Below are 25,331 nucleotides of genomic sequence, written 5' to 3'. Positions count from 1 at the left end.
CAGGCCCCGGCGCGCGGGAACCTACACCGCGCCGGCGCCCGTCAGCGCGCGGACCTCGGTTTCCGCGTGCCGCCGCTCGTCCGGCTCCTCCGCCGAGGTCACGGTGCCCAGCCAACCTGCCAGGAAGCCCAGCGGGATGGACACGATGCCCGGGTTCTGGAGCGGGAAGTACTGGAAGTCCACGCCCGGGAACAGGGATTCGGGGCTGCCGGAGACCACCGGCGACAGGGCCACCAGCAGCACGGCCGGGAACAGCCCCCCGTAAACCGACCAGACGGCGCCGCGCGTGGTGAACCCGCGCCAGAACAGCGAGTACAGGAGCACCGGCAGGTTCGCCGAGGCCGCCACCGCGAAGGCCAGGCCCACCAGGAAGGCCACGTTCAGGTCCTGGGCGAGCAGACCCAGGGCGATGGCCACCGCCCCGATTCCGACCGCTGCCACCCTGGCCACCGCCACCTCACTGCGCTGGCGGGCGTGGCGGCGTTTGAGCGAGGCGTACAGGTCGTGCGCGACGGAGGCCGACGAGGCGAGGGTGATCCCCGCGACCACCGCGAGGATGGTCGCGAAGGCGATGGCCGCCACGAAGGCGAACAGCACGGCGCCCCCGGTCGAATCGGCCCCGCCGCCGAGGAAGGCCGCGAGCAGCGGAACCGCCGTGTTGCCCGAGGCGTTGGAGGCCTTGACCTCCTCCGGCCCCAGCAGCGCCGCCGCGCCGAAGCCCAGCACGATGGTCATCAGGTAGAAGCCGCCGATCAGACCGATCGCCCACACCACCGACCGGCGGGCCGCCCGCGCCGTGGGCACGGTGTAGAAGCGCGACAGGATGTGCGGCAGCCCGGCCGTGCCGAGGACCAGCGCGAGCCCGAGGCTCATGAAGTCGACCCGGGCCGTCCAGTCGCCGCCGTACTTGAGCCCGGGGCCGAGGAACCGGGCCCCGTGCCCGCTGCGCTCCGCGGCGGTGCTGAGCAGCTGGTCGAAGTTCCCGTGGAAGCGCAGCAGCACGAGCACCGTCAGGGTGACCGCCCCGCCCATCAGCAGCACGGCCTTGACGATCTGGATCCAGGTGGTGGCCCGCATCCCGCCGAAGGACACGTAGATCACCATGAGCGCGCCGACCCCGATGACGGTCAACGTCCGTGCGGTCCGGCCCGAATCGGCGAGCAGCAGACCGACCAGGCTGCCGGCTCCGACCATCTGCGCGACGAGGTACAGCACGGAGACGACCACCGACGAGGTCCCGGCGGCGATCCGCACCGGCCGCTCGCTCATCCGCGCGGCAACCACGTCGGCGAGGGTGAACCGGCCGCAGTTGCGGACGAGTTCGGCGACGAGGAACAGGACGACCAGCCAGGCGACGAGGAAGCCCACCGAGTACAGCAGGCCGTCGTAGCCGAAGAGGGCGATGAGGCCGGAGATGCCGAGGAAGGAAGCGGCGGACATGTAGTCGCCGGCGATGGCGAAACCGTTCTCCATCGGGGAGAACAGCCGCCCGCCCGCGTAGAACTCCTCTGCCGAACCGTGCCGGTTGCGGCTTACCCAGGTGGTGATGCCCAGGGTGACGGCGATGAAGACGCTGAACAGGAGCAGCGCCAGGGTCTGGTGTTCGGTGGTCACCGGCCTGCCCCCCGTGCGCGGTTGCGCTCCCCGGCATCGGCCCGGCGCACCTGCTCCTGCTCGAAGACCGTCCAGCGCAGGTCCAGCGCCGCGCGGTCGCGCCGCAGCCGGGCGTGGCGGGCGTAGGCCCAGGTCAGCACGAAGGTGCTGAGAAACTGCCCGAGGCCCGCCAGCAGGGCCACGTTGACGGACCCGAACACCGGCCGGGCCATCATGGCGGGCGCCGTGGTGGCGACGATCACGTAGGCGACGTACCAGAGGAAGAAGCCGAGGGTCGCTGGGACGACGAACCTCCGGTAGCGGCTGCGCACCTCCTGGAAGGCGGCGCTGCGCTGCACTTCGAGGTAGATGTCGGACGCTGCGCGCACGTGCGGGCCGGCCGGGTCGGAGCGCGGCGGAGACGTTTCCGCTCCGTCGCCCGACGCCCCGTCGGGCCCCTCGCCCACGCCGGCGCCCTCGCCCCATCCGACGGCCAATGCGTCGTACCAGGGATCGTCCAGCCGGATCGTTCCGGCATCACGCCCTTCGTGCTTGTCCACCGAACTCTCCTTGTCCGCAGCCGCAGTGGCCGCGTGCCCACAAGGATGTGCGGGAGGCACGGTTTCCGGACTGGTGTCCCGGCGCTCTTCACTCCATCAGGTGATGGAGTGAAGAGCGCGGGTGTGCCAGCGCCACGGAAGTGCCACCGGAGGTCCCCGGTGGCTCCGGGTCCGCTCAGGCGTCGATCCGCGACCGGTCCAGAGTGGCGGCGGAACTCGTGATGAACTCCTTGCGCGGAGCCACCTCGTTGCCCATGAGCAGGTCGAAGACCGACTCGGCCGAGTCCAGGTCGCCGATGTTGATCCGGCGCAGGGTACGGAAGCGGGGATCCATGGTGGTCTCCGCCAGCTGGTCCGCGTCCATCTCGCCGAGGCCCTTGTAGCGCTGGATCGAGTCCTTGTACCGGATGTTCTTGCGCTGGTACTCCAGGAGGGTCTGGCGCAGCTCGTTGTCCGAGTACGTGTAGACGTACTTGTCCTGGCCCTTCTTGGGCTGGACGAGCTCGATCCGGTGCAGCGGCGGCACGGCGGCGAAGACCCGGCCCGCTTCGACCATCGGCCGCATGTAGCGCTGGAAGAGCGTGAGCAGCAGGCAGCGGATGTGCGCGCCGTCCACGTCGGCGTCCACGAGCAGGACGATCTTCCCGTACCGGGCGGCGTCGATGTCGAAGGTCCGGCCCGAGCCGGCTCCTATGACCTGGATGATCGCCCCGCACTCGGCGTTCTTGAGCATGTCCGAGACCGAGGACTTCTGGACGTTGAGGATCTTGCCTCGGATGGGCAGCAGCGCCTGGAACTCGGAGTTCCGGGCGAGCTTGGCGGTACCGAGCGCCGAGTCCCCCTCGACGATGAAGAGCTCGCTGCGCTCCACGTCGTCGCTGCGGCAGTCGGCCAGCTTGGCGGGCAGCGAGGAGGACTCCAGCGCGGTCTTGCGACGCTGCGCCTCCTTGTGCTGACGGGCCGCGATCCGGGTCCGGGCCGCCGCGACGATCTTCTCCATCACGGAGCGGGCCTGCTGCTTGTCGTCCCGCTTGGTCGAGGTCAGGAAGGCCTTGAGCTCCTTGGCGACGACGGCCGCGACGATCCGGGTGGCTGCCGAGGTGCCGAGCACCTCCTTGGTCTGGCCCTCGAACTGCGGCTCGGCGAGGCGGACGGTGACGACGGCCGTCATGCCCTCCATCGCGTCGTCCTTGACCACGTCGTCCTCGGCGACGCGCAGCAGCTTCGCGGAGCGCAGCACCTCGTTCACGGTCTTGGTGACCGAGCGCTCGAAGCCGGAGATGTGGGTGCCGCCCTTGGGGGTGGCGATGATGTTCACGAACGACTTCACGTTCGTCTCGTACCCCGTGCCCCAGCGCAGGGCGATGTCCACGCCCAGCTCCCGGGTGACCTCGGTGGGGGTCATGTGGCCGCGGTCGTCGAGGACCGGGACGGTCTCCTTGAAGACGCCGGTGCCGGTCAGGCGCAGGACGTCGCAGGCGGCCTTGTCCTGGGTGAGGTACTCGCAGAACTCGCTGATGCCCCCGTCGAAGCGGAAGGTCTCCTCGGTCTTGCCGGCGCCTTCCAGGGCGCGCTCGTCGCGGACGACGATGGTCAGGCCGGGGACGAGGAAGGCCGTCTGGCGTGCGCGCTGGTAGAGCGTCTCCAGCGTGATCTTGGCGTCCTTGAGGAAGATCTGCCGGTCGGCCCAGTACCGGACGCGGGTGCCGGTCTTGCCCTTGGTGACCCGCTTGCCCTTGCGCAGGCCGTTGGCGGGGTCGAAGGGGCTGTCGGGGCCCTGCTCGGTGAACATCCCGGGCACGCCGCGGCGGAAGCTGATGGCGTGCGTGGCGCCGTTCCGGTCGACCTCGACGTCGAGGCGGGCGGAGAGGGCGTTCACCACGGAGGCGCCGACGCCGTGCAGGCCGCCGGAGGCCGCGTACGACCCGCCGCCGAACTTGCCGCCGGCGTGCAGCTTGGTCATGACGACCTCGACGCCGGAGAGGCCGGTCTTGGGCTCGACGTCCACGGGGATGCCGCGGCCGTTGTCGCGGACCTCCACCGAGGAGTCCTCGTGGAGGATCACATCGATGTGGTCGCAGTACCCGCCCAGGGCCTCATCGACGGAATTGTCGATGATCTCCCAGAGGCAGTGCACGAGGCCCCGGCTGTCGGTGGAGCCGATATACATGCCGGGGCGCTTGCGGACGGCCTCGAGGCCTTCGAGGACGAGCAGGTGCCGCGCGGTGTAGTTGGAGCCGTCCCGGTCTGCTCCGGTCAGCAGTGCGCTGGAAGGCACGGACGTGTCGGCGGTCACGCAGTTCGCTCCTCGCTGAATTTCTTTTCTGGCCCGGTCGGGCGCAGTGGTGGCTCGGTTGCCGCTGGAAGGGTACCGAGGCCTGGTAGAGCCGATGTAACGCCACCCCACGCCCGTCACCACCCTAGTGCAGACCCGCACGCTTGTTCGATCCCCCGTGGGGGTGAAGGAAACATCACGTTCCCTTCCGCGCATGAACCATTTAGTGTTCGGGCACGTCCTCATCAACAACCGGCACTCAGCCGGAGAGGGCAGAACTGCGACAAGCGAACGACCTGACAACGCGAAACCGTAAAGCAACGCATTACGGCTCCTTCGCCGCCAACCGGCAACAGCCGGCCAGCTTCGGAAGGAAGTTTCGAGGAAAAGCCGCGAGCGGGAACGTTTTCGGCCTGGTTGGATGTTGACCCTGGTACGACAGCTCGTCGAGCTAGAGAAGAGGCGACGTGACTACTGTTCTGACACCCGCGACCCCGCTGACGGCCGCTGACCGATGCGACCGTTGTGGCGCCCAGGCGTATCTGCGCGTCGTCCTGCTGAGCGGCGGTGAACTGCTCTTCTGCGCCCACCACGGTCGCAAGTTCGAGCCGGAACTCAAGAAGATCGCCGCGGAAATACAGGATGAGACAGAGCGGCTTACGTCCGCTCCGGCGGCAAGTCCCGCCGACCCCGAGGACCGCTGACACAAGGCCTAACCTCGCATCCGACGAGCCAGGACCGGCGTAGCCGGTCGACGGGCGGTCCCTCTGTGACCCAGAGGGACCGCCCGTCCTCATGTCCGGGCCCGCGCCCGGCGACGCCCGGGACCTGCCCGAACATACGTCCGGGCAGGAGTTCGAACGCGGGTCCGAGCGAAGCCTCAGCGCCTCAGTGCGGGCAGGTCCCCCGCCGCGAGGCCCCTCCCGGGCCCCTGAGCGGGGCGTACATCCATCCCCAGGACCCCACGGGCGCCAGGACGGCCCCGCTCCCCCCGGGGCGCCTCCGGGGCGCTGGCGGCGTCCGAGACGAAGCCGATGAGCGGTGCGATCCGCGTGTACACCCCCGGGCTGTCCGAGCGCCCGCAGCCGCGACCCCAGGACACCAGCCCGATGAGCTTTCCCTCCGCCACCAGGGGGCCGCCGCTGTCTCCCTGGCAGGCGTCCTTGCCGCCCCCGCGGTCCCCCGCGCACACCATGGAGGCGGCCCGGTACTGACCGTCGGCGTCTCCCGGGTAGGCCTTGCCGCACACCTCGTCCGCCAGCACCGTCACCCTGGCGGCGCGCAGGGCGTAGGCGTAGTCGCCGAAGCCGCTGGTATCGCCCCAGCCGTATACGGCCGCTTCGGTTCCGAATCCGTACGCCGGATGCCCGAGGCCGGCCATCGGCAGCACGTTCTGCGCGGCCACGGCTTCGTCCAGCTCCAGGACTGCCAGGTCGCCGGCGTTGCTGCCCGGGTCGTAGGCCGGGTTGACCCGGGCGGAACGGACCGCGATCTCGCGGCCCTCGCTCGCGCGCAGCTCCGTACGCCCGGTGATCACCCGGAAGTCGCGGAGGGAATCGACCGGGCCGCCGAGCACCTGGCGGGCCAGGCAGTGGGCCGCCGTCACCACCTTGGTCGGGGCGACGAGGACGCCCCCGCAGAACTGGCCGCCGCGCGTACCCCCGAACCGGTCACGGCTGGCGAGAGCCACGACCCACGGCGCATCGGCCGCCTTCACCGGCTTCCCGCCGATCACCACGCTGTCCGCGGCCGCTCGCGGCGCCTGGCTCAGCGGCGCCGCCGCCGCTCCCGCCACCAGGGTCAGTGCGCCCGCCAGGACACGGGCAAAGGGACGACGCATGAGGCCTCCTGACTCCGAGTGTGCATGACTCCACTCAGAGTGGGACGCCCGGTGGCCGTGCGCACCCGCGCGGCCACCGGCGACGATCCGCGGCGAGGGTCGCCGACCGGTCCCGGGCCGGTCCGGATCCGGCCGGGTCAGTCCAGGTAGTCGCGCAGCACCTGGGACCGGGAGGGGTGGCGGAGCTTCGACATGGTCTTCGACTCGATCTGGCGGATGCGCTCTCGGGTGACCCCGTAGACCTTGCCGATCTCGTCGAGCGTCTTGGGCTGTCCGTCCGTGAGGCCGAAGCGCATCGAGACCACGCCCGCCTCGCGCTCGCTGAGCGTGTCGAGCACCGAGTGCAGCTGCTCCTGCAGGAGCGTGAAGCTCACGGCGTCGGCCGGGACGACCGCCTCGGAGTCCTCGATGAGGTCACCGAACTCGCTGTCGCCGTCCTCGCCGAGCGGGGTGTGCAGGGAGATCGGCTCGCGGCCGTACTTCTGGACCTCGATGACCTTCTCGGGGGTCATGTCGAGTTCCTTGGCCAGCTCCTCCGGGGTGGGCTCGCGGCCCAGGTCCTGGAGCATCTGGCGCTGGACGCGGGCCAGCTTGTTGATGACCTCGACCATGTGCACCGGGATGCGGATGGTGCGGGCCTGGTCGGCCATGGCTCGGGTGATCGCCTGCCGGATCCACCAGGTGGCGTACGTGGAGAACTTGTAGCCCTTGGTGTAGTCGAACTTCTCCACGGCGCGGATCAGGCCCAGGTTGCCCTCCTGGATCAGGTCCAGGAAGAGCATGCCGCGGCCGGTGTAGCGCTTGGCGAGGGAGACCACGAGGCGGAGGTTGGCCTCCAGCAGGTGGTTCTTGGCCCGGCGGCCGTCCTCGGCGATGATCTCCAGCTCGCGCTTGAGCTTGGGCGCCAGCTTGTCGGAGTTGGCGAGCTTGTCCTCGCCGAAGAGTCCGGCCTCGATGCGCTTGGCGAGCTCGACCTCCTGCTCGGCGTTGAGGAGGGGAACCTTGCCGATCTGCTTGAGGTAGTCCTTGACGGGGTCGGCGGTGGCGCCGGCCACGGCGACCTGCTGGGCCGGGGCGTCGTCCTCGTCGTCCGAGATGACGAAGCCCTTGCTCTCGGCGCCTTCCTCCTCGTCGTCGGAGTCGGCCTTCGCGGCCCCGGGAGTCCCCTCGGCGGTCTCTTCGTCGCCCGCCTCGTCGGCGTCCTTCTTGGCCGTGGTCTTCTTCGCCGCGGTCTTCTTGGCAGCGGCCTTCTTGGCGGGCGCGGCCTTCTTCGCCGCCGTCTTCTTCGCTGCCGTCTTCTTGACGGCGGGCTCGGTCGCGGTCCCCTCCGCGGGTGCGTCCACGGTCGCCACGGTCGCCGGTTCCGCCGCCTCGGTCGCCGCGTCCGGTGCCGGGCCGGCGGGCTCCGCCGCCGGCTTCGCCACCGTCTTCCTGGCGACGGGTTCGGTGGCCGTCCGCTTGACGGGGCTCTTCGCTGCGACGCTCTTGCGGGTGATGCGCTTGGGCGACTCCGCGGCACTGACCATCAGCGTCACACCCTCTTCCTCGAGGATCTGGTTGAGGCTGCGCAGAACATTCTTCCACTGGGTCGCAGGAATCTGGTCAGCCTCGAAGGCCCGACGCACGTCATCGCCGGCGATCTGCCCCTCGGCCTTGCCCCGCTCGATGAGCGCCATCACAGACTCGGAATCGGCGATCTCCGGCGGGAGCGTACGGGATGTGCTGGCCGACACGAACAACCTCTCGGAACGATGGAAACGGCTTCCGACCCCGGCCTGGTGGTGCTGGACCGGAGCCGACGACCACCGACTGGGGATGGGCCGGGGGCGCGGGCAGGGGCCGGGGAGCTGCACAGCATCCCCAAGGGCTGCTGTCTTCCCTCCGTCGGCCATCACCTCTTAGGTCATCGCGTGACCTCGCGGAGCGTTACGCCCCAATCTTGGTGGCCCGAGTCACACCCCGTTTGATGCCATGCCGGTCATGCCGTTATTTCTGAACGTCCGGTGTGTCCGAACATGCCCCTTTTCGCGGGCCGCACGGCTCCCCGGAAGCGGCGTCCCGGCGCCCTCGGGCCGGGGCCGGGGGCCGGACCGGGACGCTCAGGACCCCGACGGGGAGCCGGACTCCACTGCCGCCGGGCTCTGTGCCGGGCTCTCCCCCGGACCCTGTCCGGGGGCGCCGTCCGGGACCGGCGGCACGTAGGTGCACCCCCTCGCCCATGCGCTCCGGCCCGTCAGTGCTCGCGCGGGGCGGGGACCACGCGCTCGACCTCCGGATGCACCGTCAGGAGCTGGCGCATGGCGTTCTCCGCGCCCAGCGCGTCACCGACGGCGATGGCCTCGACCATGCGCGCGTGGTGCGCGACGCAGGTCTCGCTGGGGCGGTCGCAGGAGGTGATGGGGCTGCCGGACACCTGCAGAGCCGCGGAGACGATGCTGGAGAGGTGCTCCAGCATGCGGTTGGCGGCGACCTGGATGAGCAGGGCGTGGAACTCGTGGTCCGCACGCGCGAAGGTGATCGAATCGCCCTGGCCGAGGGCGTGTCCCATGATCTCGACCATGTCGGCGAGGCGCTGCTGGATCTCCGGGCGGCCGTGGCCGGCGGCGAGGCGGGCGGCGAGCGGTTCGATGGTCCAGCGGAGCTCCCCCAGCTCACGGCGCTGGTCGTCGCGCTGCGGGCCGAAGGCGCGCCACTCGATGATGTCGGGGTCGAGCAGGTTCCAGTCGGCGACCGGGCGGACCCGGGTGCCGACGTTGGGGCGGGCGCTGACGAGGCCCTTGGCCTCGAGGACCCGCAGCGATTCGCGGACGACGGTACGGGAGACCTCGAATCGCTGCCCGATCTCCTCGGGAACCAGCGGTCGGTCCGCGCCGAGGTCGCCGGAAACGATCATCTGTCCGAGCTGCTGGACGAGTTGGCCGTGCAGTCCGCGGCCGCGGCTGCCTGCGGCGCGGCGGCCGACCCGGCTCAACTCGACGTCGGATCCGTCCCAGTGGGGTACTCCCACCCGGTCGGCCCCCGAGGCCTCCGGGTAGGGGTAGCGGTCGAGTTCGCCCGGGCCGGCGAGGCCGGAATCGGCATGGCGGGCGGCGGTCATCATGGTGTGCGCAAGGGTACTCACGAATCCTTTGTCGGCCGTGCTTCCACGACCCTTGAGGTCTTTGGTGAAAAGCACACGAAAGGGTGATCGGCACCACCTACGCAATTGACGATTTATAGTACAGAACCGGGCTTTTTGCGGGGAGTTGCGGTACGCCGGGCTTGATCTGGACCACAACGGTCCCTTTGCGTCCGGTCCGACCTCGAAACGATCGCCAACGGTCCCTCACAAACGGACGCGGCCGCGCAGTCCTGTGAACCCATAGGCGCACAACAGGACCATCAGCGACAACACCAGTGCGGCGCCGACCGGTTGGGCCATCACCCGGATCGCCCCCAGGACCACCCGGTCCGCCTCCGGCGGCCACTGTGCCCAGGCCAGGCCGCGCAGCCGCTCCGCGAGTCCGGTGACCGGGTACGCCGACGGTCCGTCCAGGGCCTTGCGCACCAGCGGTACGACCATCACCGGTACGGCGAGCACCGCGGCCAGGCCGGCGGAGGCGGACCTGAAGACTCCGGAGGCCAGAACTCCGGACCAGGCGCAGCCGATGAGCAGTCCTGCCCAACTCGCGCCCGGGGAGACCCACTCCGCGGGCGTACGAAGCGGCCCGCTGCCGAACACCAGTGTCAGGGCGGCGGCGTCGGCGGTCACGGCGAGGGTGCCGAGCAGGAGCGCCAGGGCGGCGCTGACGCCGAGTTTCGCCGTGAGCAGTCCGAGTCGGCGCGGGACGGTGCCCCGGTCGGCCGCGAGCGCGGGGTAGCGGTACTCCTCGCCGAAGGCCAGGGATCCGAGCAGTCCGGCCCCTAGCGCCGCGGGCGGCAGCGGAAGCAGCTCGGGCCAGGCGGCGAGCAACCGGTTCTGTGCGGTGTGGCCGGACCGGGCCAGCACCAGTGCCGTGACGACGGAGACGGCGACGACGAAGGCGGCGGTGAGTACGGGTGTGGCGGTGCCGAAGACCCGTCGCAGCTCGTAGCGCAGGGGCCGCAACGGGCCGCCGAGGCGGCGCACGGACGAGGGCGGCCGCCCCGAGCGGGCGGTGCGGGACGGGTCCGCCGCTCGGGCTCCGGGAACGGACCGCTTCCCGTCGGCGGCGGCCCGGGCCACGGATCCGGCACGGTCGCGCGGCAGTGATGGCGGCGCTCCCGCGTCGCCGGTCTCGTCGGCGAGTTGGTGGACGAGCACGCCGTGCCGGAAGGCCGCCTCGCCGACCTCGGCGCAGTTGCTTCCGTAGACGGAGAGCCGACTGCCGCTCTCCTCCACGATCTCCAGCGTGCGCTGGGCCGCCCGCGCCTCGCGGCCCAGTACGTCGGCCAGCCGGGCGGCGTGCGGGGTGCGCACGGCGACCCGCGGCCGCAACCGGGTCCGGGCGAACTCGGCGGCCGCCTGGTCGGCGACGAGCCGGCCCGCCTCGATGCTCACGACCCGGTCCGCGCTGCGGGCGGCCTCCTTCGCGTCATCGGTGGTGAAGAGCACGGCGCCGCCCAGGGAGGCATGGCCGCGCAGCAGCCCGTGCAGCCAGCTCCGCTCGCGGGGCGAGAGCCCGGCGGTGGGCTCGTCCAGGAGGAGCGTGCAGGGGTCGGCGAGCAGTGCGGCAGCCAGCGCGACCCTGCGCTCCATGCCGAGCGAGAGCGACCCGAGCCGCTCGTCGCGCAGCCCCGCGACGCCGACGACCTCCAGCATGGCGTCGGCCCGTGCGGCCGGCACACCGGCGGCGGCACAGAGCATCCGCAGCTGGCTGCGCACCGTGCGCGACGGGTTGCCGGGGAGGTCGCCGAGGAGCACGCCGACCTCGCGGCCCGGGTACGGGATCCGGTGCAGGGGGCGCCCGCGGAAATAGGTGACCCCGCGGCCCGGTTCGAGCTCGAGCATGAGTCGCAGTGCGGTGGTCTTGCCCGATTCGGGCTCGCCGAGCAGGGCGGTCACGCTCCCGGGGCGGGCCTCGAAGGTGAGGTCGTCCACGAGGGGCGAAAGGTTTCGACGGGGGGCGCTGGTGAGTCCGATGGCCTGGAGCATCGCTTCTCTCGCGGGGGGTGAGACCGCTCTGCGGCAGAGCGAGTACCGCTAAGAAGATAACTCGATATGTCCGATTTGCGGCACACCTCGTGGTGAACCGCTCCCGTGTCGGCCCCGGGGCGTCAGACTTCCGGGCGGAGCATCGGCGGGTTGAGCAGGGTTGCCCCGCCGGCCCGGAACAGCTGGGCGGGACGGCCGCCCTGACGTGTCGTCGTCCCCCCGACCGGCACCAGAAACCCGGGGGTGCCGGTGACCTTGCGGTGGAAGTTACGGGGGTCGAGGGCGACTCCCCAGACCGCCTCGTAGACCCGGCGGAGCTCGCCGACGGTGAACTCGGGCGGGCAGAAGGCGGTGGCCAGCGAGGAGTACTCGATCTTCGAGCGGGCCCGCTCGACCCCGTCGGCGAGGATCCGCTCGTGGTCGAAGGCGAGTCCGGCGCCCGTCTGGCCGTCCACGGACAGGAGCTCGTCGACGGGGGCCCAGCGCGCACTGTTGGCATCGCCGCCGGCCCGGGGCGCGGGCAGATCCGGAGCCAGCACCAGATGCGCCACGCTGACCACGCGCATGCGCGGGTCCCGCTTCGGATCACCGTAGGTCGCCAGCTGTTCGAGATGCGCGCCGTTGCCCACCTCAGGAGCGTCCGGGTCGTGGGCGCTGAGACCGGTCTCCTCGGACAGCTCGCGGGCCGCGGCCGCCGACAGGTCCTCGTCCCCGCGCACGAAGCCGCCGGGCAGCGCCCAGCTTCCCTGGAACGGCTGCTCACCCCGTCGGATGACCAGCGCGCAGAGCGCATGGCGCCGCACGGTGAGCACGACCAGGTCGACGGTGACGGCGAAGGGCGGGAAGGCCGACGGGTCGTAGGGCGACATGCCGCGATCATAGTCGTCTGCCTGACGATAAACAGAGCTTTGGAGATCTTCCGACCACGGAACCGGACGCCGTGGCCCGATCCGGGCCGATCGGCGGGGTGCCGCCTACCCGCCCAGTTGCAGCGCATCGGCGGCCTCCTCCACCATGCCCAGGCCGAGCCGGCTGACGCGGACGGCGAAGGGTGCCCCCGAAACGCGCAACCCCGAGAGGCGGAGCTCGCCGAGGGGGGCGCCGGCGAGCGGTACGAGGGCGACCGTTCCCGCGGCGGCGTCCGGCCGGATCCCGGCCAGGGCGGCCAGTACGTGGATCCCCGCGGCCGCCGCGACCGCCGCCGGGCGGCAGGCCGCCGGATGCGGAAGCGGAGCGCTGCCCGCGGTGCGCTGCTCGGCCGCGTACATCTCCGGGAGGCGGTACCCGAAGGCCTCCGCCGCGTCCAGCAGGCCCCTGAGCAGCCCGGTGGCCTCCTTCTCGAAGCCCGCCTGGGCCAGGCCGGCCACGGCGACCGCACTCTCGTACGGCCGCACCGCGCCCGAGCGGTACCCGAACGGGTTGTGCCCCGGCTCCCGCGCCGCCATGCTCCGCAGCCCCCACCCGGAGTCCATGGCGGGGGCACCCAGCAGCCGGGCCAGCTGTTCGGTACGGACCCGGTCGAGCAGCCCGGGCGCGAGCCGGCCGCCTCCGAGCAACCCGGTGTCCAGCAAGTGGGCGGCGGCCCCCGTCATCCGGGGCAGCGGCCGTCCATCGGGATGCAGGGCCGCCGCGGGCCGGCCGCCGTCCGGCCCGTCGACCCAGAACCGGGCTGCGAACCGCTGCCGCAGCTCGGCCGCCCGGTCCCGCCACTCCTCGGCTCCGGGACGCCCGCACCCGGCGAGCAGGTCGGCCCCGAGCAGCGCGGCGCGATGGGCGTGGGCCTGGGTTTCACAGCGCCGCGGTCCCGGATCGGGGTCGGCCAGGAAGCCGTCCTCCCCGAAGGCGCCCCGGATCCACTCCAGGCACCGCTCGGCGGTGGGGAGCAGCTGGGCCAGCTCCGCCTCGGGCATCCCCCAGCGCCGGGCTTCGGCGAGTACCGCGGGGAAGGCGAGCGTCGCCTCGGTCCCGGTGCACCCGGGGGGCAGTTGCGGCCCGGCCCCGCGCAAGGGCCCCGGGATCTTCCCCGCGTCCCCGCCCCGCCCGCCGGTCTGGGTCCGGGCCAGGACGCGCAGGGTCGCGGCGGCCAGTCCGGTGCCCAGTGGCAGCGCCATGCGGGCGGCCCACAGGGATTCCGCCGGGGCCAGCCCCAGCCGCCACGGCACTCCGGCCGCGGCGTAGCTGTCGGCCGGTTCCTTCGGGTCCCTGAGCAGCAGCGCTCCCAGGTCCTGCACGCTCGTGCGCAGCCAGGCCTCCGCCCTCGGGTCGTCTCCCTCCGCGCGGGCGTCGTCGGACAGCGGATTGGCCACCTGCCCGGCCGGGGCCCGGGCCCCGCGGTCCCTGGTGGTCCGCAGCTCGATGGTGCGGGACTCGCCGGGGCGCAGTTCGAGCTCCCAGCGCAGCAGCCCGGCCGAGGCCAGCGCGTCGTCCGGAGGCGGCTCGGCGGCGGTGACGGCCTGGGCCTCTCCGCTGGTCCAGCGCAGTCCGGCGGCGTGCACCGCGGCGGGCAGTTCCGGACCGGCCCGGCCGGCGGCCACCTCGGCCAACTCCGCAAGGTCGGTGCCGAGGGAGATCTCCACGGGGATCCGCAGGGTCCGGCCGGTGAAGCTGCGCAGGGTGATCCGCTCGGTGCCGTCGGCGTGCCGGACCCGTTCGACTCCGACGTCGGGATCGGGCCCGGGCTCTGCTCCGGTCCGTACCGTCGCGGTGAAGGATGCCTGGTCGGCCCCGAGACTGCGGCCCTGGACCGCGACCGGGTCCCGGCCGCCGACGCGCAGCACGCAGCGGGACAGCAGTCGGCGCCCGGCGCGGTAGATCCCGTCGGCCCCCCGCCCCGTGAGCTGGCCGTGCTCGGGCGAGATGACCAGGCAGGGCGCGGCGACGCAGATGACGGCACCGTGCACGGGCGGCAGGTCGGGTCTGCGGGAAGGAGCTACGCGGGCGGGGGGTACGGGGTGGGACATGGGTCGCCTTGTCTGCGCTCCGGGTGGATCGGCTGGGCGGCGGCGCGGCCGGGTCCCCACCACCCCACAGCGCAACGCCCCCGCCCCGGCCGGGGTCACGGGCCCCGGCGGGGCCTGCGCCCGGCGGAGCATCGGCCTTCGTGGGGGCCGCCGCCACAGGACCGCTCGCGCCCCGGCCCGCAGCCACACTCGGAGCACGGACCCGCAGGACCCACCCCGGCCCCGGCCCGCGCCGGCGTCTGCGTCCCTGCCCCGGGGCCGGCCGCTGTCCCTCACCCAGGCCCGGCCGCCGTCCCTGCCCCGGCCCCCCGGGCGCTTCACTGCTCGCTCCCCGCGGTGCTGCCGGACTCGCGGCGGCTACTGGTCCTGCCCGGTCCGCCGGGCGGCCTGGTGACTGCGCCCGCCCTCCGGGGTGCCCCGGGCAGGCGTCCCCGGCGCGGCTCGCGGCGCCGCGCCTCCTCCCGCAGGCACTCGCGCAGGCCCTCCGGGTCGATCCCCTCGTTGCAGGCGTGGTGCAGCAGCTGCGCGAAGCGGTACCCGTCGTCCGCCCGCAGCGCCATCCCCAGGGCGATCCTGGCCGTCGGCTCGTCTCCGGTGGACCACGAGACCCAGCCCGCCAGGGTGAGCGGAGCCGCCGCGTGCTCCCCGTAGGCCCCGACGCAGCGCCGGGACAGGGCCCGCCACAGCCGCAGGGCGGGAGCCGCCTCCTCTCCCTCCATCCACTCGGCGGCGATATCGCGGATCTCGCGGTCCTGGAGCCCGAGGATCAACGAGGCGGCCTCGTCGTGGCCGAGCAGTGCGTCGTCCCAGGCGTCGGCTCCGGGGCCGCCTTCCGCCGGCGGGGCGAGGGTCATGCGCTGAATGAGCGCGCGGGCGAGCAGGACGGTCTCTGCCCCCACCTCCTCCCGGGTGGCCCCGTCGAGGATCTTCGGCACAAGCGCGACGGCAGCCCGGTCCAGGGCGCCCTCCATCTCATCGGCCACCTTCCCTCGCAGCGGTGTCAGCCTGTGCTCGATCTCCCGGAGGGAGCCCCGCACCTGGAGGCCGGCGAAAGTGGCCGCGGCGGCCATGACCGAGGTGCCCGGCGCGACCAGCGCGCTGCCTTCGGCGGGGCAGCAGCGCTCGTCCGGGCAGCAGTAGGACCAGTAACGCCCGGCGGAGAGGCACAGGGCCTCCAGCACGGGGACGTCCAGTGCCCCGCAGGCCAGCCGGATCCGCTGGGCGAGCGGGCGCAGTTTGGTCATCACCCGCTGCGCGCTGTCGCCGCGGTGCGGGTCCTGGCAGAGGAAGGCGATGACGCCGTCGGGCTTGGCTCCGCGCCGCACACTGCCACGGATCAGACAGTCGGCGGCCTGCCGGACGGTGTCCTCCCATTCCTCGGGGGAAGCGGGGATGCCCACCCGGAGCCGGCCGCCGAAGCGGCCGGCCTCCCCGTGGACGGCGACCATGACGAGGGAGTCGGTCGGGTGGAAGCCGAGCATGTAGGGCAGCGCGTCGGCCAGTTCGGCCGGGCTGCGCAGGGTGATCCGGGATGCGTCGACGCCTCCGGCCGGACCGGTGGACGACGGGTCGGACGGGGTGCGTGCTTCGTGGCTGTTCGTCATGTCCCGAAGGTCCCGTGTCCGACCGCATTCGGAAACCCCTGTGGATAACTCCCGAAGCGGCCCGAATCACGAACAAATTTTCCCTTCGGCGTCCACAGGTCCCAGAGCGGCATTCGCGTGATGTCGGAGCCATCGGGTTGCATGGGGGCATGAACGCAGACCTGAGGTCCTCGGCCGACTCCGTACTAGCCCGTCTCGTGGGCGACGCCACGGGCACCGCACGGCTGCGCGAGGACCAGTGGCGAGCGATCGAGGCCCTGGTCGCCGACAAGCGGCGGGCCCTGGTGGTGCAGCGCACGGGCTGGGGCAAGTCCGCCGTGTACTTCGTCGCGACCTCGCTGCTGCGCGCGAGCGGCGCCGGTCCCACCGTGATCGTTTCGCCGCTCCTCGCGCTCATGCGCAACCAGGTCGAGGCCGCCGCACGGGCCGGGATCAAGGCCCGCACCATCAATTCGGCCAATCCCGAGGAGTGGGAGTCGATCCAGGCGGAGATCGCGGCGGGCGAGATCGACGTGCTACTCGTGAGCCCGGAGCGGCTCAACAATCCCGATTTCCGCGACCAGGTGCTGCCCAAGCTCTCCGCCGCGACCGGGCTCCTCGTGGTGGACGAGGCGCACTGCATCTCGGACTGGGGGCACGATTTCCGCCCTGACTACCGCCGTCTGCGCACGATGCTGGCCGACCTCCCGCCCGGCGTCCCGGTGCTCGCCACGACAGCGACGGCCAATGCCCGCGTGACCGCCGACGTGGCCGAGCAGCTGGGCACCGGGGCCGGTACGGACGCCCTCGTCCTGCGTGGCCCCCTGGACCGCGAGAGCCTGAGTCTCGCCGTGCTGACACTGCCCGACGCCGCCCACCGGCTGGCCTGGCTCGCCGACAATCTCAGCACGCTGCCCGGTTCCGGGATCATCTACACCCTGACCGTGGCGGCCGCCGAGGAGGTCACCGCGTACCTGCGCCATCGCGGGCACACGGTCTCCTCGTACACCGGCAAGACGGAGAACGCCGACCGCGAGCAGGCCGAGAACGACCTCCAGGCCAACCGGGTCAAGGCGCTGGTGGCCACCTCGGCCCTGGGCATGGGCTTCGACAAGCCCGACCTCGGTTTCGTCGTACACCTAGGCTCACCCTCCTCCCCCATCGCCTACTACCAGCAGGTCGGCCGCGCCGGGCGCGGGGTGGAGCACGCCGAGGTCCTGCTGCTGCCGGGGCGTGAGGACGAGGCCATCTGGCAGTACTTCGCATCCGTCGCCTTCCCGCCGGAGCAGCAGGTACGCCGCACCCTGGACGTCCTGGCCGAGGCCGGCCGGCCGCTCTCCCTGCCCGCGCTGGAGCCGCTGGTCGATCTGCGCCGCACCAGGCTGGAGACCATGCTCAAGGTCCTCGACGTCGACGGCGCCGTGCACCGGGTCAAGGGCGGCTGGACGTCCACCGGCGAGCCGTGGGTGTACGACGCCGAGCGCTACGCCTGGGTGGCCCGGCAGCGGGCCGCCGAACAGCAGGCCATGCGGGACTACGCGGCCGGGACCGGCTGCCGCATGGAGTTCCTGCGCCGCCAGCTGGACGACGAGGAGGCCGTGCCCTGCGGCCGCTGCGACAACTGCGCCGGGGCCCGGTTCACTGCGGAGGTCTCCTCGACCGCGCTGGACACCGCCCGTGGGGAGCTGGGCCGGCCGGGGGTGGAGCTGGAGCCCCGCAAGATGTGGCCGACGGGTCTCGCGGCGGTCGGGGTGCCTCTCAAGGGCCGGATCCCCGCGGGCGAGCAGGCCTCGACGGGCCGCGCGCTGGGCCGGCTCTCCGACATCGGCTGGGGCAACCGGCTGCGCCCGATGCTCGCACCGCAAGCCCCCGACCAGCCGATTCCGGACGATGTCGCGCAGGCGGTGGTGGCGGTGCTGGCCGACTGGGCGCGCGGCCCGGGCGGCTGGGCCTCCGGAGCCCCGGGCGCGCCCGCACGGCCGGTGGGCGTGGTCGCTCTGCCCTCGCGCGGCCGCCCGCAGCTGGTCGGTTCGCTGGCCGCGCGGATCGCGGAGGTCGGGCGGATGCCCCTGCTCGGAACGCTGGCCTACACCGATCAGGCACCGGAGTTCGGCCTGCCCTCCTCGAACAGCGCCCAGCGGGTGCGCGGCCTGCACCAGGCACTGGTCGTTCCGCCGGAGCTCTCCGCGACGCTGCGGGAAGCGGCGGGACCCGTCCTCCTCGTCGACGACCGCGCGGAGACCGGCTGGACCCTCGCGGTCTCCGCGCGTCTGCTGCGACGAGCAGGAGCCAAGGAGGTGTTTCCCCTGGTACTGGCGCTCCAGCCTTAGCCGAATGCGTCATCTTCGGCGTGGCGGGGCAGGGATATGAACGGCATACCGGCGAATTCCGGTCGGCGGCTCCAATTGCTCGTTGCCGCATGCTCACGGGCCACGCGAGAATTGCGTTGCTCCCGCTCGGCTCGACGGCACTCTCCTGGGCCGCGCCGCGGCGCGCCCGCACTCCAGCTGTGCCCGTTCGCGGGCGCGTACCCGAAGGGAGGACCGTGACCTTCGGATTCTCCCCGCCCTCGACCACGTCTCTGACAACGGCCACCGGCGGCGCCAGCCGGCACGGCAGACTGCTGGAACCCTCCGAGTGGACGGCGTCGGGCGTTCCCCTGCTGCGCAATCCGCGCGAGGTCGTCAGCGGACTGCACTCACGCCACAGCCCCGCCCCGTCCACGGCGGTGATCGCCGTCCTCGGGCCCGAGGAACGGCTCGTGGCCAGCGCCTCCTTCGTGCAGCGCGCCACCGCCGCAGACGGCTGGGAGTACCGCAACGCCCTGCTCTCCCGGCTGCGCCGGGTCATCCCGCACGACCTGCGGCGGCGGACCCCGGTACGGACGGCGGTGCTGTTGTACTGCCGCGACGGCGACGAACGCTGGACCGAGGAGGACGGGGCCTGGATGTGGGGACTGCGGGACGCCTGCACCCTGCACGGGCTGCGCTGCGGCGCGTACATCACGCTGACCCGGGGCGGCTGGCAGGTGCTGGGCGAAGGCCGCGGCGGCCGGAGCCCCAGTTCGGACTCCCGGCCCGGGCGCCTCGGTGACACGGCGTCCGAGTTCTCCCCGCTCGCCCTGCGCACCGGCGGCGGTTCCGCGGAGGCCTTGCGCCGTACTGCCGCGCGCTGAGCCCGTCACACCAAACGCGCGCGCCGGACGGCCACGCACCCGGGAGGGCCGCACCACCGGACGCCCGAAAGCCCTGGACGCCCGAAAACGCCGGACGGCCGCGTACCCGGAAAACCCGACGGCCGTACACCCGGGCGTGGGCGTACGGCTGTTCAGGCCTCGGACTTCGGCAGGGCCGGCTGTGTCAGCCCGCCCCGCCCCTCGACCGTGCGGGGGTACGGGGCGTCAGACGCCCGCTCCCAGCACGGAGTTGATCTGCTGCTCCTCGCCGCACACGATGAGGAGCGCACCGGCTCGCGCGAGGGCGACCGGCAGCGTTGCGGCAGTCGCGTCGACCGGTCCGCCGTTGGCGGCGAGGACCACGACGGGACGACCGGCGGCACGCTGCACCTGCGCGGCGTCCGCGTAGAAGACGTCGTCCCCGGCGTCGTGCAGGGCCCAGTACGCGGCCTCGCCGAAGGACAGCTCGTGCGCGGCCCACGGGTGCGGGTCGCCGGTGGTGAGCACCAGGATGTCGCCGGGCGCGCGCCCGGTGTCGAGCAGCAGGTCCACAGCTTCTTCGGCCGCGTCCAGCGCACCCTCGGCGGATGCCGGGATCAGCTGGACCTGCGGGACCGATGCCGAGACCGAGGGGGTCGTGGCGGCGGTGGGAACGGGTCCGGGGGTGGCCTTCGGCACCCGCTGCGCGGGCGGTGCGGGCCGGGGCACGGGGGCGGGACGCGGACCGGGTACGGGGCGGGGGGTCTGCGCGGTGCGGCTCGCGGCCGGCGTGACGCGGGGACCCTGGGCACTCTCGTGAATCTGAGACTCCTCGGGGGCGGGGTTGAGAGGCATGAGTTGATATTTATCAGACACCGGTACGAAACGTACCGGTCGATGGCACGTGCGTGCGATCAAAAATCGAAGCCGAGTTGGCCTCCGTTTTCCAGCTCCAGCGATTCCTCGCTGCGGCGCACCTTCTTGAGGTGGCTCCAGCGGGGCAGCGCGTCGAGGTAGGACCAGGAGAGCCGGTGGTACTCGGTCGGACCCTGCTCCTCCAGCGCGGACCGGTGCACGGGCGAGGGGTAACCGGCATTGGCGGAGAAAGCGAAATCCTCGATTCCGCCGCCCTGTTCACCGATTTCGGCCATCATCCGGTCGCGCCGGACCTTGGCGATCACCGAGGCGGCGGCGACGGCGACGCAGGACTGGTCGCCCTTGATCACCGTCCGGACCTGCCAGGGCGCACCGAGGTAGTCGTGCTTGCCGTCGAGTATCACCGCGTCGGGTCGCACGGGCAGCGCCTCCAGGGCGCGCACGGCGGCGAGGCGCAGGGCGGCGGTCATCCCGAGCTCGTCGATCTCCTCAGGGGAGGAGTGGCCCAGGGCGTAGGCCGTGACCCAGTCCTCGAGGACGCCGATGAGCGCGTCGCGGCGCTTGGGGGTGAGCAGTTTGGAGTCGGTGAGTCCCGCGGGCGGCCGGCGCAGACCGGTGATCGCCGCGCATACGGTGACGGGACCGGCCCAGGCCCCTCGTCCGACTTCGTCGACCCCGGCGATGACCTTGGCGCCGGTGGTCGCTCGGAGGGAGCGTTCGACGGTGTGAGTGGGTGCTTCGTACGGCATGGCGCCAGCAAGGTTACGCCGCCCCGAGCCGCGTGCACACCCCGCCCCCTCTCCAGGGAGTCCGCGCCGCCCCGCCCGCTCCGCCCCGCCCGCTCCGGTCCGTCTCACACCCTGGGCAGCGGCACCGTCACCCCATCCGCCATTTCGGCGATTCCCATGGCCGCCCGTTCGCTCCCGCACAGCATCGTGCGGCGCCCTGTCACCGCCGGGACGGGGCGCCGCAGGCAGGGGACCCGCTGACGCCCAACCGGACGTCCGCCCAGTGGACTCCGGGCACAGCAGCTCGCCGATCAGTCCTACGCCGCTTCGCACCGTCCGCCCGGAGCAGCCGGCGGAACCGCTCCGCACCGACCTGATCGCACTCGTGAAGCCCCTCCGCTCGGCACCTGCCCGGCCCCCGGCCGCATGCCCCCTCGTAGGGGCTCCACGGATCGGCTAGTACTCCTTCCGGGTCCCGAAGGTCCCCAGGCGCGCGCACTCCTCGCGCGAGGCCTTGGCCGGACGCTCCGCCAGGATCTTCCGGGCCCGGCGCTCCCCCAGGCTCATGGCGTACCAGGGGCTCCTGCCCGCCTTCGCCAGATCGTCACCGATCCCGCGCAGGGCGCAGGAGCGCTGGGGCTCGGGCAGCCGGTCCAGGCCGGGCACCGCATCGGCCGACAGGGACTGGAAGTAGGCCAGGTCGATCTTGGCGTCCCGCTCGTACCGCGTGACGTTGCCTTCCGCGATCATCCCGTCCGGGGACAACAGGCCGAAGGCCAGTACGGCGGCCACGGCGCTCCCCACGACCGCGCGCGGCAGCCGGCGCGCGCCGAACAGCCCGCCCGCCATGATCAGGACGATCACCAGCCCGAGCCACAGCTCCATGCCCGCGACCGACAGGCGCAGCCTGGTCAGCCCGTACGCGTCCACGTACAGGTCCATGCGCCGGAGCGCGGAGGCGACGACGATCAGGGTCAGTGCGCAGAGGGTGCCGAGCACGACGCGCACCAGCCGCCGGTCGCCGGCTCCCTCGCGCGGGGCCCAGCGCAGGGCCAGCGCGATGACGGCGAGGGTGAGCAGGGTGGCCCAGAGCAGCTGCCAGAAGCCCTGGCGGGCGTACTCGGAGTAGCTGAGGCCCGTGGCGTCCAGGACCTTGCGATAGCCGCCGAACAGGACGGTGAGCTGGACGGCGTTGAATCCGGCGAAGAGCAGATTCAGCACGATGAGCGGAAGGGCCCACTCCACCCGGGAACGCGCCTTCCCCGGACGCACCCGGATGCGGTCCCAGCGGGAGGGCGCGGCGGCGGCGCGGGCGACCGCGATCGCGATGAGGACGCCGAGGGGGAAGAGCAGGACGCGGACCGGGCCGTCGAATCCCCCGAGATCCGGGGTCAGTTCGCCCAGCAGGTCCGCGAAGGCGGCGTCGGCGGAGGCGAACAGCGTGCCGAAGAGTGCCAGCAGCACCACTGCCACCAGGACGGCCTTCGCCACCGGAAGCCAGCGGCCCCGGCTCCCCTCGCCGCGCGAGCGCAGGCCGCTCCACACCCAGCGCACCCCGAGGACGGCGGAGTCGAGGAGGCCGACCGGGCCGAGCAGGATGCCGGGCCAGCTGCGGCTGCCGTGCAGGGCAAGCGCTCCCGTCAGGAGGGCGCCGAGCAGGGCCAGTACGGACGGCCAGGCGGAGTCGCGCAGGGCGGGCACGGCGAGCAGGGCGAGACAGCCGAGCGCCCACAGCGCGGTCCACGGGCGCAGTGTGCGTCCGGCCGCGCGGGCGGCCACGTACGCCGCGGCGAGAGCCGGCAGTACCGCGAGGAGCAGACCCGGGCCCAGCCCCTCGCCGAGGAGCAGGGAGACGGCGATGCCGGAGGCGAGTACGGCGCCCAGCACGGCGGTGGGTACCGGTCCGACGGCGGCGGGCCGCGCGGCCTCGGCCCAGGCGAGGGGGGCCATCGACCAGGCGCCGGAGGCGGTGCGCTGCTTGCGGAGCTGATGGGCCTGCCAGGCTCTGGGATCCCAGCCGGGCGGCGCGGGTGGCGTGGGCGGAGCGGCCCCCGTGCCGGCTCCGGTGTTCGCGGTACTGGTGCTCTCGGTACTGGTGTTCGCGGTACTGGTGCTCTCGGTACTGGCGTTCCCTGCTGACATCGGGTTCCCCTCCCCTGTCGGCCGGCCCCGGCCATCATGTGGAGGGGTGGCGAAGCCGACAGGGTAGGCCGGTCACGTGAGGTTTTGAACAGGCTCAAAAGAGCCCTGTGGCAGGACCGTGACAAACGGAGGGGTACGAACCGGCGCGGACCGCCGCTACTACCCCGTCGCCTCCGGCAGCCAGGCGGGCAGCGCCTCGGTCCGGGCCAGCCAAGCCGCCGGCAGTACCGCGTCCCCGCGCGCCCCCAGCACTCCGCCGACGATCGCGCAGGTGGTGTCCACGTCCCCGCCCACCTGGGCGGTGGTCCAGAAGGCCCGCTCGTAGTCGTCCAGGCCGCGCGCCGCCGACCACAGGGCGAACGGCACGGTGTCGTGCGCGCTGGTGCGTCGCCCGCAGCCCAGTACGGCGGCGACGGTGGTCGCGTCGCCGTAGTCGAGCATGTCGCGCGCCCGCCGCACCCCGGCGCCCACCGCGCTGCGCGGTACCAGCGCGATCACGCCGTCCAGCAGGTCGGCCGCCTTCGGCGGCCCTGCAGGATCGGCCGCCAGCGCGGCCGCGGCGGCCACGGCCATCGCGCCGCACACCGCTTCGCGGTGCTGGTGGGTGGTGTAGGCGGAGATCTCCGCCTGGTGGGTGGCCTGCTCCGGGTCGTCGGCGTACCAGGCACCCAGCGGGGCGACCCGCATGGCAGCGCCGTTGCCCCAGGAGCCCTGTCCGTTGAACAGTTCCGCGGCGAGCGTGCGCCAGTCCGCGCCCTCGCGGATCAGGCGCAGCATCCGGTTCACGGCGGGCCCGTAACCGCGGTCGAAGTCGTGGTGGCGGGCGAAGGAGGCGGCCAGCGCGTCCTGGTCCACCCGGCCGTGCCCGGCGAGTACGGCCACCACCGAGCAGGCCATCTCGGTGTCGTCGGTCCACTGCCAGGGATCACTGCCGGCGGGCAGCTCACGCCGCTTGAGCAGCGGGTAGTTCACGGGGACGAAGTACTGGGAACCCAGTGCGTCGCCCAGGGCCAGCCCGCGGAGGCTGGCCATGGCGCGTGCGTAGCGCCCTTCGGGAGAGAAGTCAGCGGTCATCGCGCGTCACTCTAGCCGTCCAGGTCGTAGGGTTCGGGTGTGGTCCACCGCTCAAACGGGCGGTCCATCCGGTACCGGCCGTCGGAACCCAGCAGGAGCACCCTGTACTCGCCGTTGCCCGGATTGGAGAGGGCCTCGAACTCGGCCACGGACCAGTGGAACCAGCGCATGCAGAACAGCCTCATCGTCAGCCCGTGCGTCACGAGCAGCACGTTCTCCGGATGGTCCGGGGCCTCGAAGCTGCGGTAGAGGCTCTCCAGGAAGGCCCCGACGCGGTCGTACACGTCCGCGCCCGACTCCCCCTGCGCGAAGCGGTAGAAGAAGTGCCCGTAGGCGTCCCGGTACGCCTTCTGCAGCCGCACCTCGTCCCGCTCCTGCCAGTTCCCCCAGTCCTGCTCGCGCAGCCTCGGCTCCTCGCGCATCCGCACGCGCGTCGGGTCCAGGCGCAGCTCCCGGAAGGTCTGCAGGGTCCGGCGGTACGGGGAGACGTACGCGCTGACGTGCTCGTCCCCGAAGAGCTCGCGCAGGCGCACGCCGGCCTCCTCGGCCTGCTCCCGCCCGCTGTGGGTCAGCCGAAGGGCGTGGTCGGGCTCACGCTCGTACACCGTGTCGTCGGCATTGCCCTCCGATTCCCCGTGCCGGACAAGGACGATGCGCCGTGGTCTGACCATCCCATGACCCTATTCGGCCACCGCCGGGCACATCGACCGGGCTCGCCGGTCGGTCCCGGCGGCAGCCGTACGGTCAGCTCCGCGGTCAGCTCCGCAGGCAGTTCGTCCGAAGGTCCGTCGTCCGGGGCGGCGCGGCTCCCGCCGTCACACCGTCCAGGACGGTTCGAGGTCGACGACGTCCCCGGTGAGGGCCTCCACGTCGGCCTGGATCTGGGCGCGCAGCGAGAGCCGTTCGACGCGCTCCTGCCGGTACTTGCCGTGCTCGGCCGCCGCGTGCCACATCGACAGCACCAGGAACTCCCGGCCGGGAGCCTCGCCGAACAGCCCCCGGATCATGCCGGGCGAGCCCGCCATGGCCGGGTTCCAGACCTTCTCCTGCATGAGGGCGAAGTGGTCGACCCGGCCCTCCCGCACCCGGGTGTGGGCGACCCGGACGACGTCGGCGTCGGTGAAGCGGGGTTCGAAACCGGTCTTCACGTCGAAGCGGTGGTCGAAGAGCGTGGCCCGCGCGTCGATGTAGGTGCCGTTCTGCGCAGCGGCCAGCCGGTCGTACGAGCGGGCCATGAAGGAGTCGTAGAAAGAACGGCTCTCCCAGAAGGTGAAGACGTGCGCCACCCCCTGCCGGCCCCGGCTCCAGCCGCCGCCCTGCCCCCGGAATCCCGGTTCGCCGGGCAGCCCCGCCCATTTGCGCTGCCCGCGCTCGAACCCGCGTCGGTCCGTCACCGTGCAGCGAATCCACTTGACCAGCACTGCGCCATCGTA

Annotated in this window: 19 protein-coding genes; 3 read left to right on the top strand and 16 right to left on the bottom strand. The window is 72.5% G+C overall.

Features of this window, described 5'->3' with window-relative positions; translation table 11 throughout:
* Positions 1-21: 21 nt before the first annotated feature.
* From OTB20_RS32440 to OTB20_RS32430, 3 genes are all read right to left on the bottom strand, one after another.
* The gene (locus tag OTB20_RS32440; RefSeq protein WP_267823042.1) at positions 22-1,614 is read right to left on the bottom strand and encodes a cation acetate symporter; all 1,593 of its coding nucleotides are present in this window, start codon (positions 1,612-1,614) and stop codon (positions 22-24) included.
* Positions 1,611-2,153 carry a DUF485 domain-containing protein gene (locus OTB20_RS32435; protein WP_267823040.1) on the bottom strand — a complete coding sequence of 181 codons (543 nt, stop codon included), beginning with the start codon at positions 2,151-2,153 and terminating at the stop codon, positions 1,611-1,613. Before OTB20_RS32435 ends, OTB20_RS32440 begins: the two co-directional genes overlap by 4 nt.
* A 175-nt stretch (positions 2,154-2,328) precedes the next feature.
* Entirely contained in the window at positions 2,329-4,449 is a 2,121-nt protein-coding gene (locus OTB20_RS32430; RefSeq protein WP_267823038.1) for a DNA gyrase/topoisomerase IV subunit B, read from the bottom strand.
* A 446-nt stretch (positions 4,450-4,895) separates the two neighbouring features.
* Here OTB20_RS32430 and OTB20_RS32425 point away from each other — a divergent pair, with 446 nt between their 5' ends.
* Positions 4,896-5,132, top strand: coding sequence for a DUF7455 domain-containing protein (locus tag OTB20_RS32425; RefSeq protein ID WP_267760383.1), 237 nt, complete (start codon positions 4,896-4,898; stop codon positions 5,130-5,132).
* 176 nt (positions 5,133-5,308) lie between these two features.
* Here OTB20_RS32425 and OTB20_RS32420 read toward each other — a convergent pair whose 3' ends face one another.
* The 7 genes from OTB20_RS32420 to OTB20_RS32390 all read right to left on the bottom strand — a co-directional run bounded on the left by OTB20_RS32420 (position 5,309) and on the right by OTB20_RS32390 (position 15,945).
* On the bottom strand, positions 5,309-6,268 hold the full coding sequence (locus tag OTB20_RS32420) for a S1 family peptidase (RefSeq protein ID WP_267823036.1): 960 nt from the start codon (positions 6,266-6,268) through the stop codon (positions 5,309-5,311).
* Positions 6,269-6,405: 137 nt separating this feature from the next.
* Positions 6,406-8,007, bottom strand: coding sequence for an RNA polymerase sigma factor (locus OTB20_RS32415; RefSeq protein ID WP_267823035.1), 1,602 nt, complete (start codon positions 8,005-8,007; stop codon positions 6,406-6,408).
* Positions 8,008-8,501: 494 nt separating this feature from the next.
* A complete protein-coding gene (locus tag OTB20_RS32410; protein ID WP_324290443.1) occupies positions 8,502-9,443 on the bottom strand; it encodes a FadR/GntR family transcriptional regulator in 942 nt (313 codons plus the stop codon).
* 150 nt (positions 9,444-9,593) lie between these two features.
* A complete protein-coding gene (locus OTB20_RS32405; RefSeq protein WP_267823031.1) occupies positions 9,594-11,381 on the bottom strand; it encodes an ATP-binding cassette domain-containing protein in 1,788 nt (595 codons plus the stop codon).
* Between the two features lie 122 nt (positions 11,382-11,503).
* A complete protein-coding gene (locus tag OTB20_RS32400; RefSeq protein ID WP_267823029.1) occupies positions 11,504-12,250 on the bottom strand; it encodes an NUDIX hydrolase in 747 nt (248 codons plus the stop codon).
* A 105-nt stretch (positions 12,251-12,355) separates the two neighbouring features.
* Positions 12,356-14,341: a glycogen debranching N-terminal domain-containing protein gene (locus OTB20_RS32395; protein ID WP_267823026.1), complete on the bottom strand. Its 1,986-nt coding sequence runs from the start codon at positions 14,339-14,341 to the stop codon at positions 12,356-12,358.
* Between the two features lie 317 nt (positions 14,342-14,658).
* A complete protein-coding gene (locus tag OTB20_RS32390; protein WP_267823023.1) occupies positions 14,659-15,945 on the bottom strand; it encodes a DUF4192 domain-containing protein in 1,287 nt (428 codons plus the stop codon).
* 149 nt (positions 15,946-16,094) lie between these two features.
* Between OTB20_RS32390 and OTB20_RS32385 the strand changes: the two genes are divergently transcribed.
* Both OTB20_RS32385 and OTB20_RS32380 read left to right on the top strand, forming a co-directional pair.
* Positions 16,095-18,254 (top strand): RecQ family ATP-dependent DNA helicase, encoded by a 2,160-nt coding sequence (locus tag OTB20_RS32385; RefSeq protein ID WP_267823021.1) that lies wholly within the window; start codon positions 16,095-16,097, stop codon positions 18,252-18,254.
* 215 nt (positions 18,255-18,469) lie between these two features.
* Positions 18,470-19,099 carry a hypothetical protein gene (locus tag OTB20_RS32380; protein WP_267823019.1) on the top strand — a complete coding sequence of 210 codons (630 nt, stop codon included), beginning with the start codon at positions 18,470-18,472 and terminating at the stop codon, positions 19,097-19,099.
* Positions 19,100-19,324: 225 nt separating this feature from the next.
* On the opposite strand, the gene OTB20_RS32375 is transcribed toward OTB20_RS32380, so the two are convergent.
* The 6 genes from OTB20_RS32375 to OTB20_RS32350 form a co-directional block, all read right to left on the bottom strand.
* Complete coding sequence (locus OTB20_RS32375; RefSeq protein ID WP_267823018.1) at positions 19,325-19,933, bottom strand: hypothetical protein; 609 nt, start codon at positions 19,931-19,933, stop codon at positions 19,325-19,327.
* 59 nt (positions 19,934-19,992) lie between these two features.
* Complete coding sequence (locus tag OTB20_RS32370; protein ID WP_267823017.1) at positions 19,993-20,703, bottom strand: ribonuclease HII; 711 nt, start codon at positions 20,701-20,703, stop codon at positions 19,993-19,995.
* 435 nt (positions 20,704-21,138) lie between these two features.
* Positions 21,139-22,824 (bottom strand): DUF4173 domain-containing protein, encoded by a 1,686-nt coding sequence (locus OTB20_RS32365; RefSeq protein WP_267823015.1) that lies wholly within the window; start codon positions 22,822-22,824, stop codon positions 21,139-21,141.
* Positions 22,825-22,983: 159 nt separating this feature from the next.
* On the bottom strand, positions 22,984-23,898 hold the full coding sequence (locus OTB20_RS32360) for an ADP-ribosylglycohydrolase family protein (RefSeq protein ID WP_267823013.1): 915 nt from the start codon (positions 23,896-23,898) through the stop codon (positions 22,984-22,986).
* 11 nt (positions 23,899-23,909) lie between these two features.
* On the bottom strand, positions 23,910-24,569 hold the full coding sequence (locus OTB20_RS32355) for a histidine phosphatase family protein (protein WP_267823011.1): 660 nt from the start codon (positions 24,567-24,569) through the stop codon (positions 23,910-23,912).
* A 144-nt stretch (positions 24,570-24,713) separates the two neighbouring features.
* A complete protein-coding gene (locus OTB20_RS32350; protein ID WP_267823009.1) occupies positions 24,714-25,319 on the bottom strand; it encodes a YdbC family protein in 606 nt (201 codons plus the stop codon).
* Between the last annotated feature and the right edge of the window lie 12 nt (positions 25,320-25,331).

The organism is Streptomyces sp. H27-H1 (assembly GCF_026627445.1).
Classification (GTDB): Bacteria; Actinomycetota; Actinomycetes; order Streptomycetales; family Streptomycetaceae; genus Streptomyces.
This window is presented reverse-complemented; position numbering and strand designations above follow the sequence as displayed.

Excerpts from the sequence above, each read along its gene's own strand:
- OTB20_RS32375 (WP_267823018.1), bottom strand. The coding sequence starts at position 19,933 with ATGCCTCTCAACCCCGCCCCCGAGGAGTCTCAGATTCACGAGAGTGCC.
- OTB20_RS32385 (WP_267823021.1), top strand. The coding sequence starts at position 16,095 with ATGAACGCAGACCTGAGGTCCTCGGCCGACTCCGTACTAGCCCGTCTC.
- OTB20_RS32395 (WP_267823026.1), bottom strand. The coding sequence starts at position 14,341 with ATGTCCCACCCCGTACCCCCCGCCCGCGTAGCTCCTTCCCGCAGACCC.
- OTB20_RS32390 (WP_267823023.1), bottom strand. The coding sequence starts at position 15,945 with ATGACGAACAGCCACGAAGCACGCACCCCGTCCGACCCGTCGTCCACC.
- OTB20_RS32365 (WP_267823015.1), bottom strand. The coding sequence starts at position 22,824 with ATGTCAGCAGGGAACGCCAGTACCGAGAGCACCAGTACCGCGAACACC.
- OTB20_RS32355 (WP_267823011.1), bottom strand. The coding sequence starts at position 24,569 with ATGGTCAGACCACGGCGCATCGTCCTTGTCCGGCACGGGGAATCGGAG.
- OTB20_RS32405 (WP_267823031.1), bottom strand. The coding sequence starts at position 11,381 with ATGCTCCAGGCCATCGGACTCACCAGCGCCCCCCGTCGAAACCTTTCG.
- OTB20_RS32400 (WP_267823029.1), bottom strand. The coding sequence starts at position 12,250 with ATGTCGCCCTACGACCCGTCGGCCTTCCCGCCCTTCGCCGTCACCGTC.
- OTB20_RS32370 (WP_267823017.1), bottom strand. The coding sequence starts at position 20,703 with ATGCCGTACGAAGCACCCACTCACACCGTCGAACGCTCCCTCCGAGCG.
- OTB20_RS32420 (WP_267823036.1), bottom strand. The coding sequence starts at position 6,268 with ATGCGTCGTCCCTTTGCCCGTGTCCTGGCGGGCGCACTGACCCTGGTG.
- OTB20_RS32360 (WP_267823013.1), bottom strand. The coding sequence starts at position 23,898 with ATGACCGCTGACTTCTCTCCCGAAGGGCGCTACGCACGCGCCATGGCC.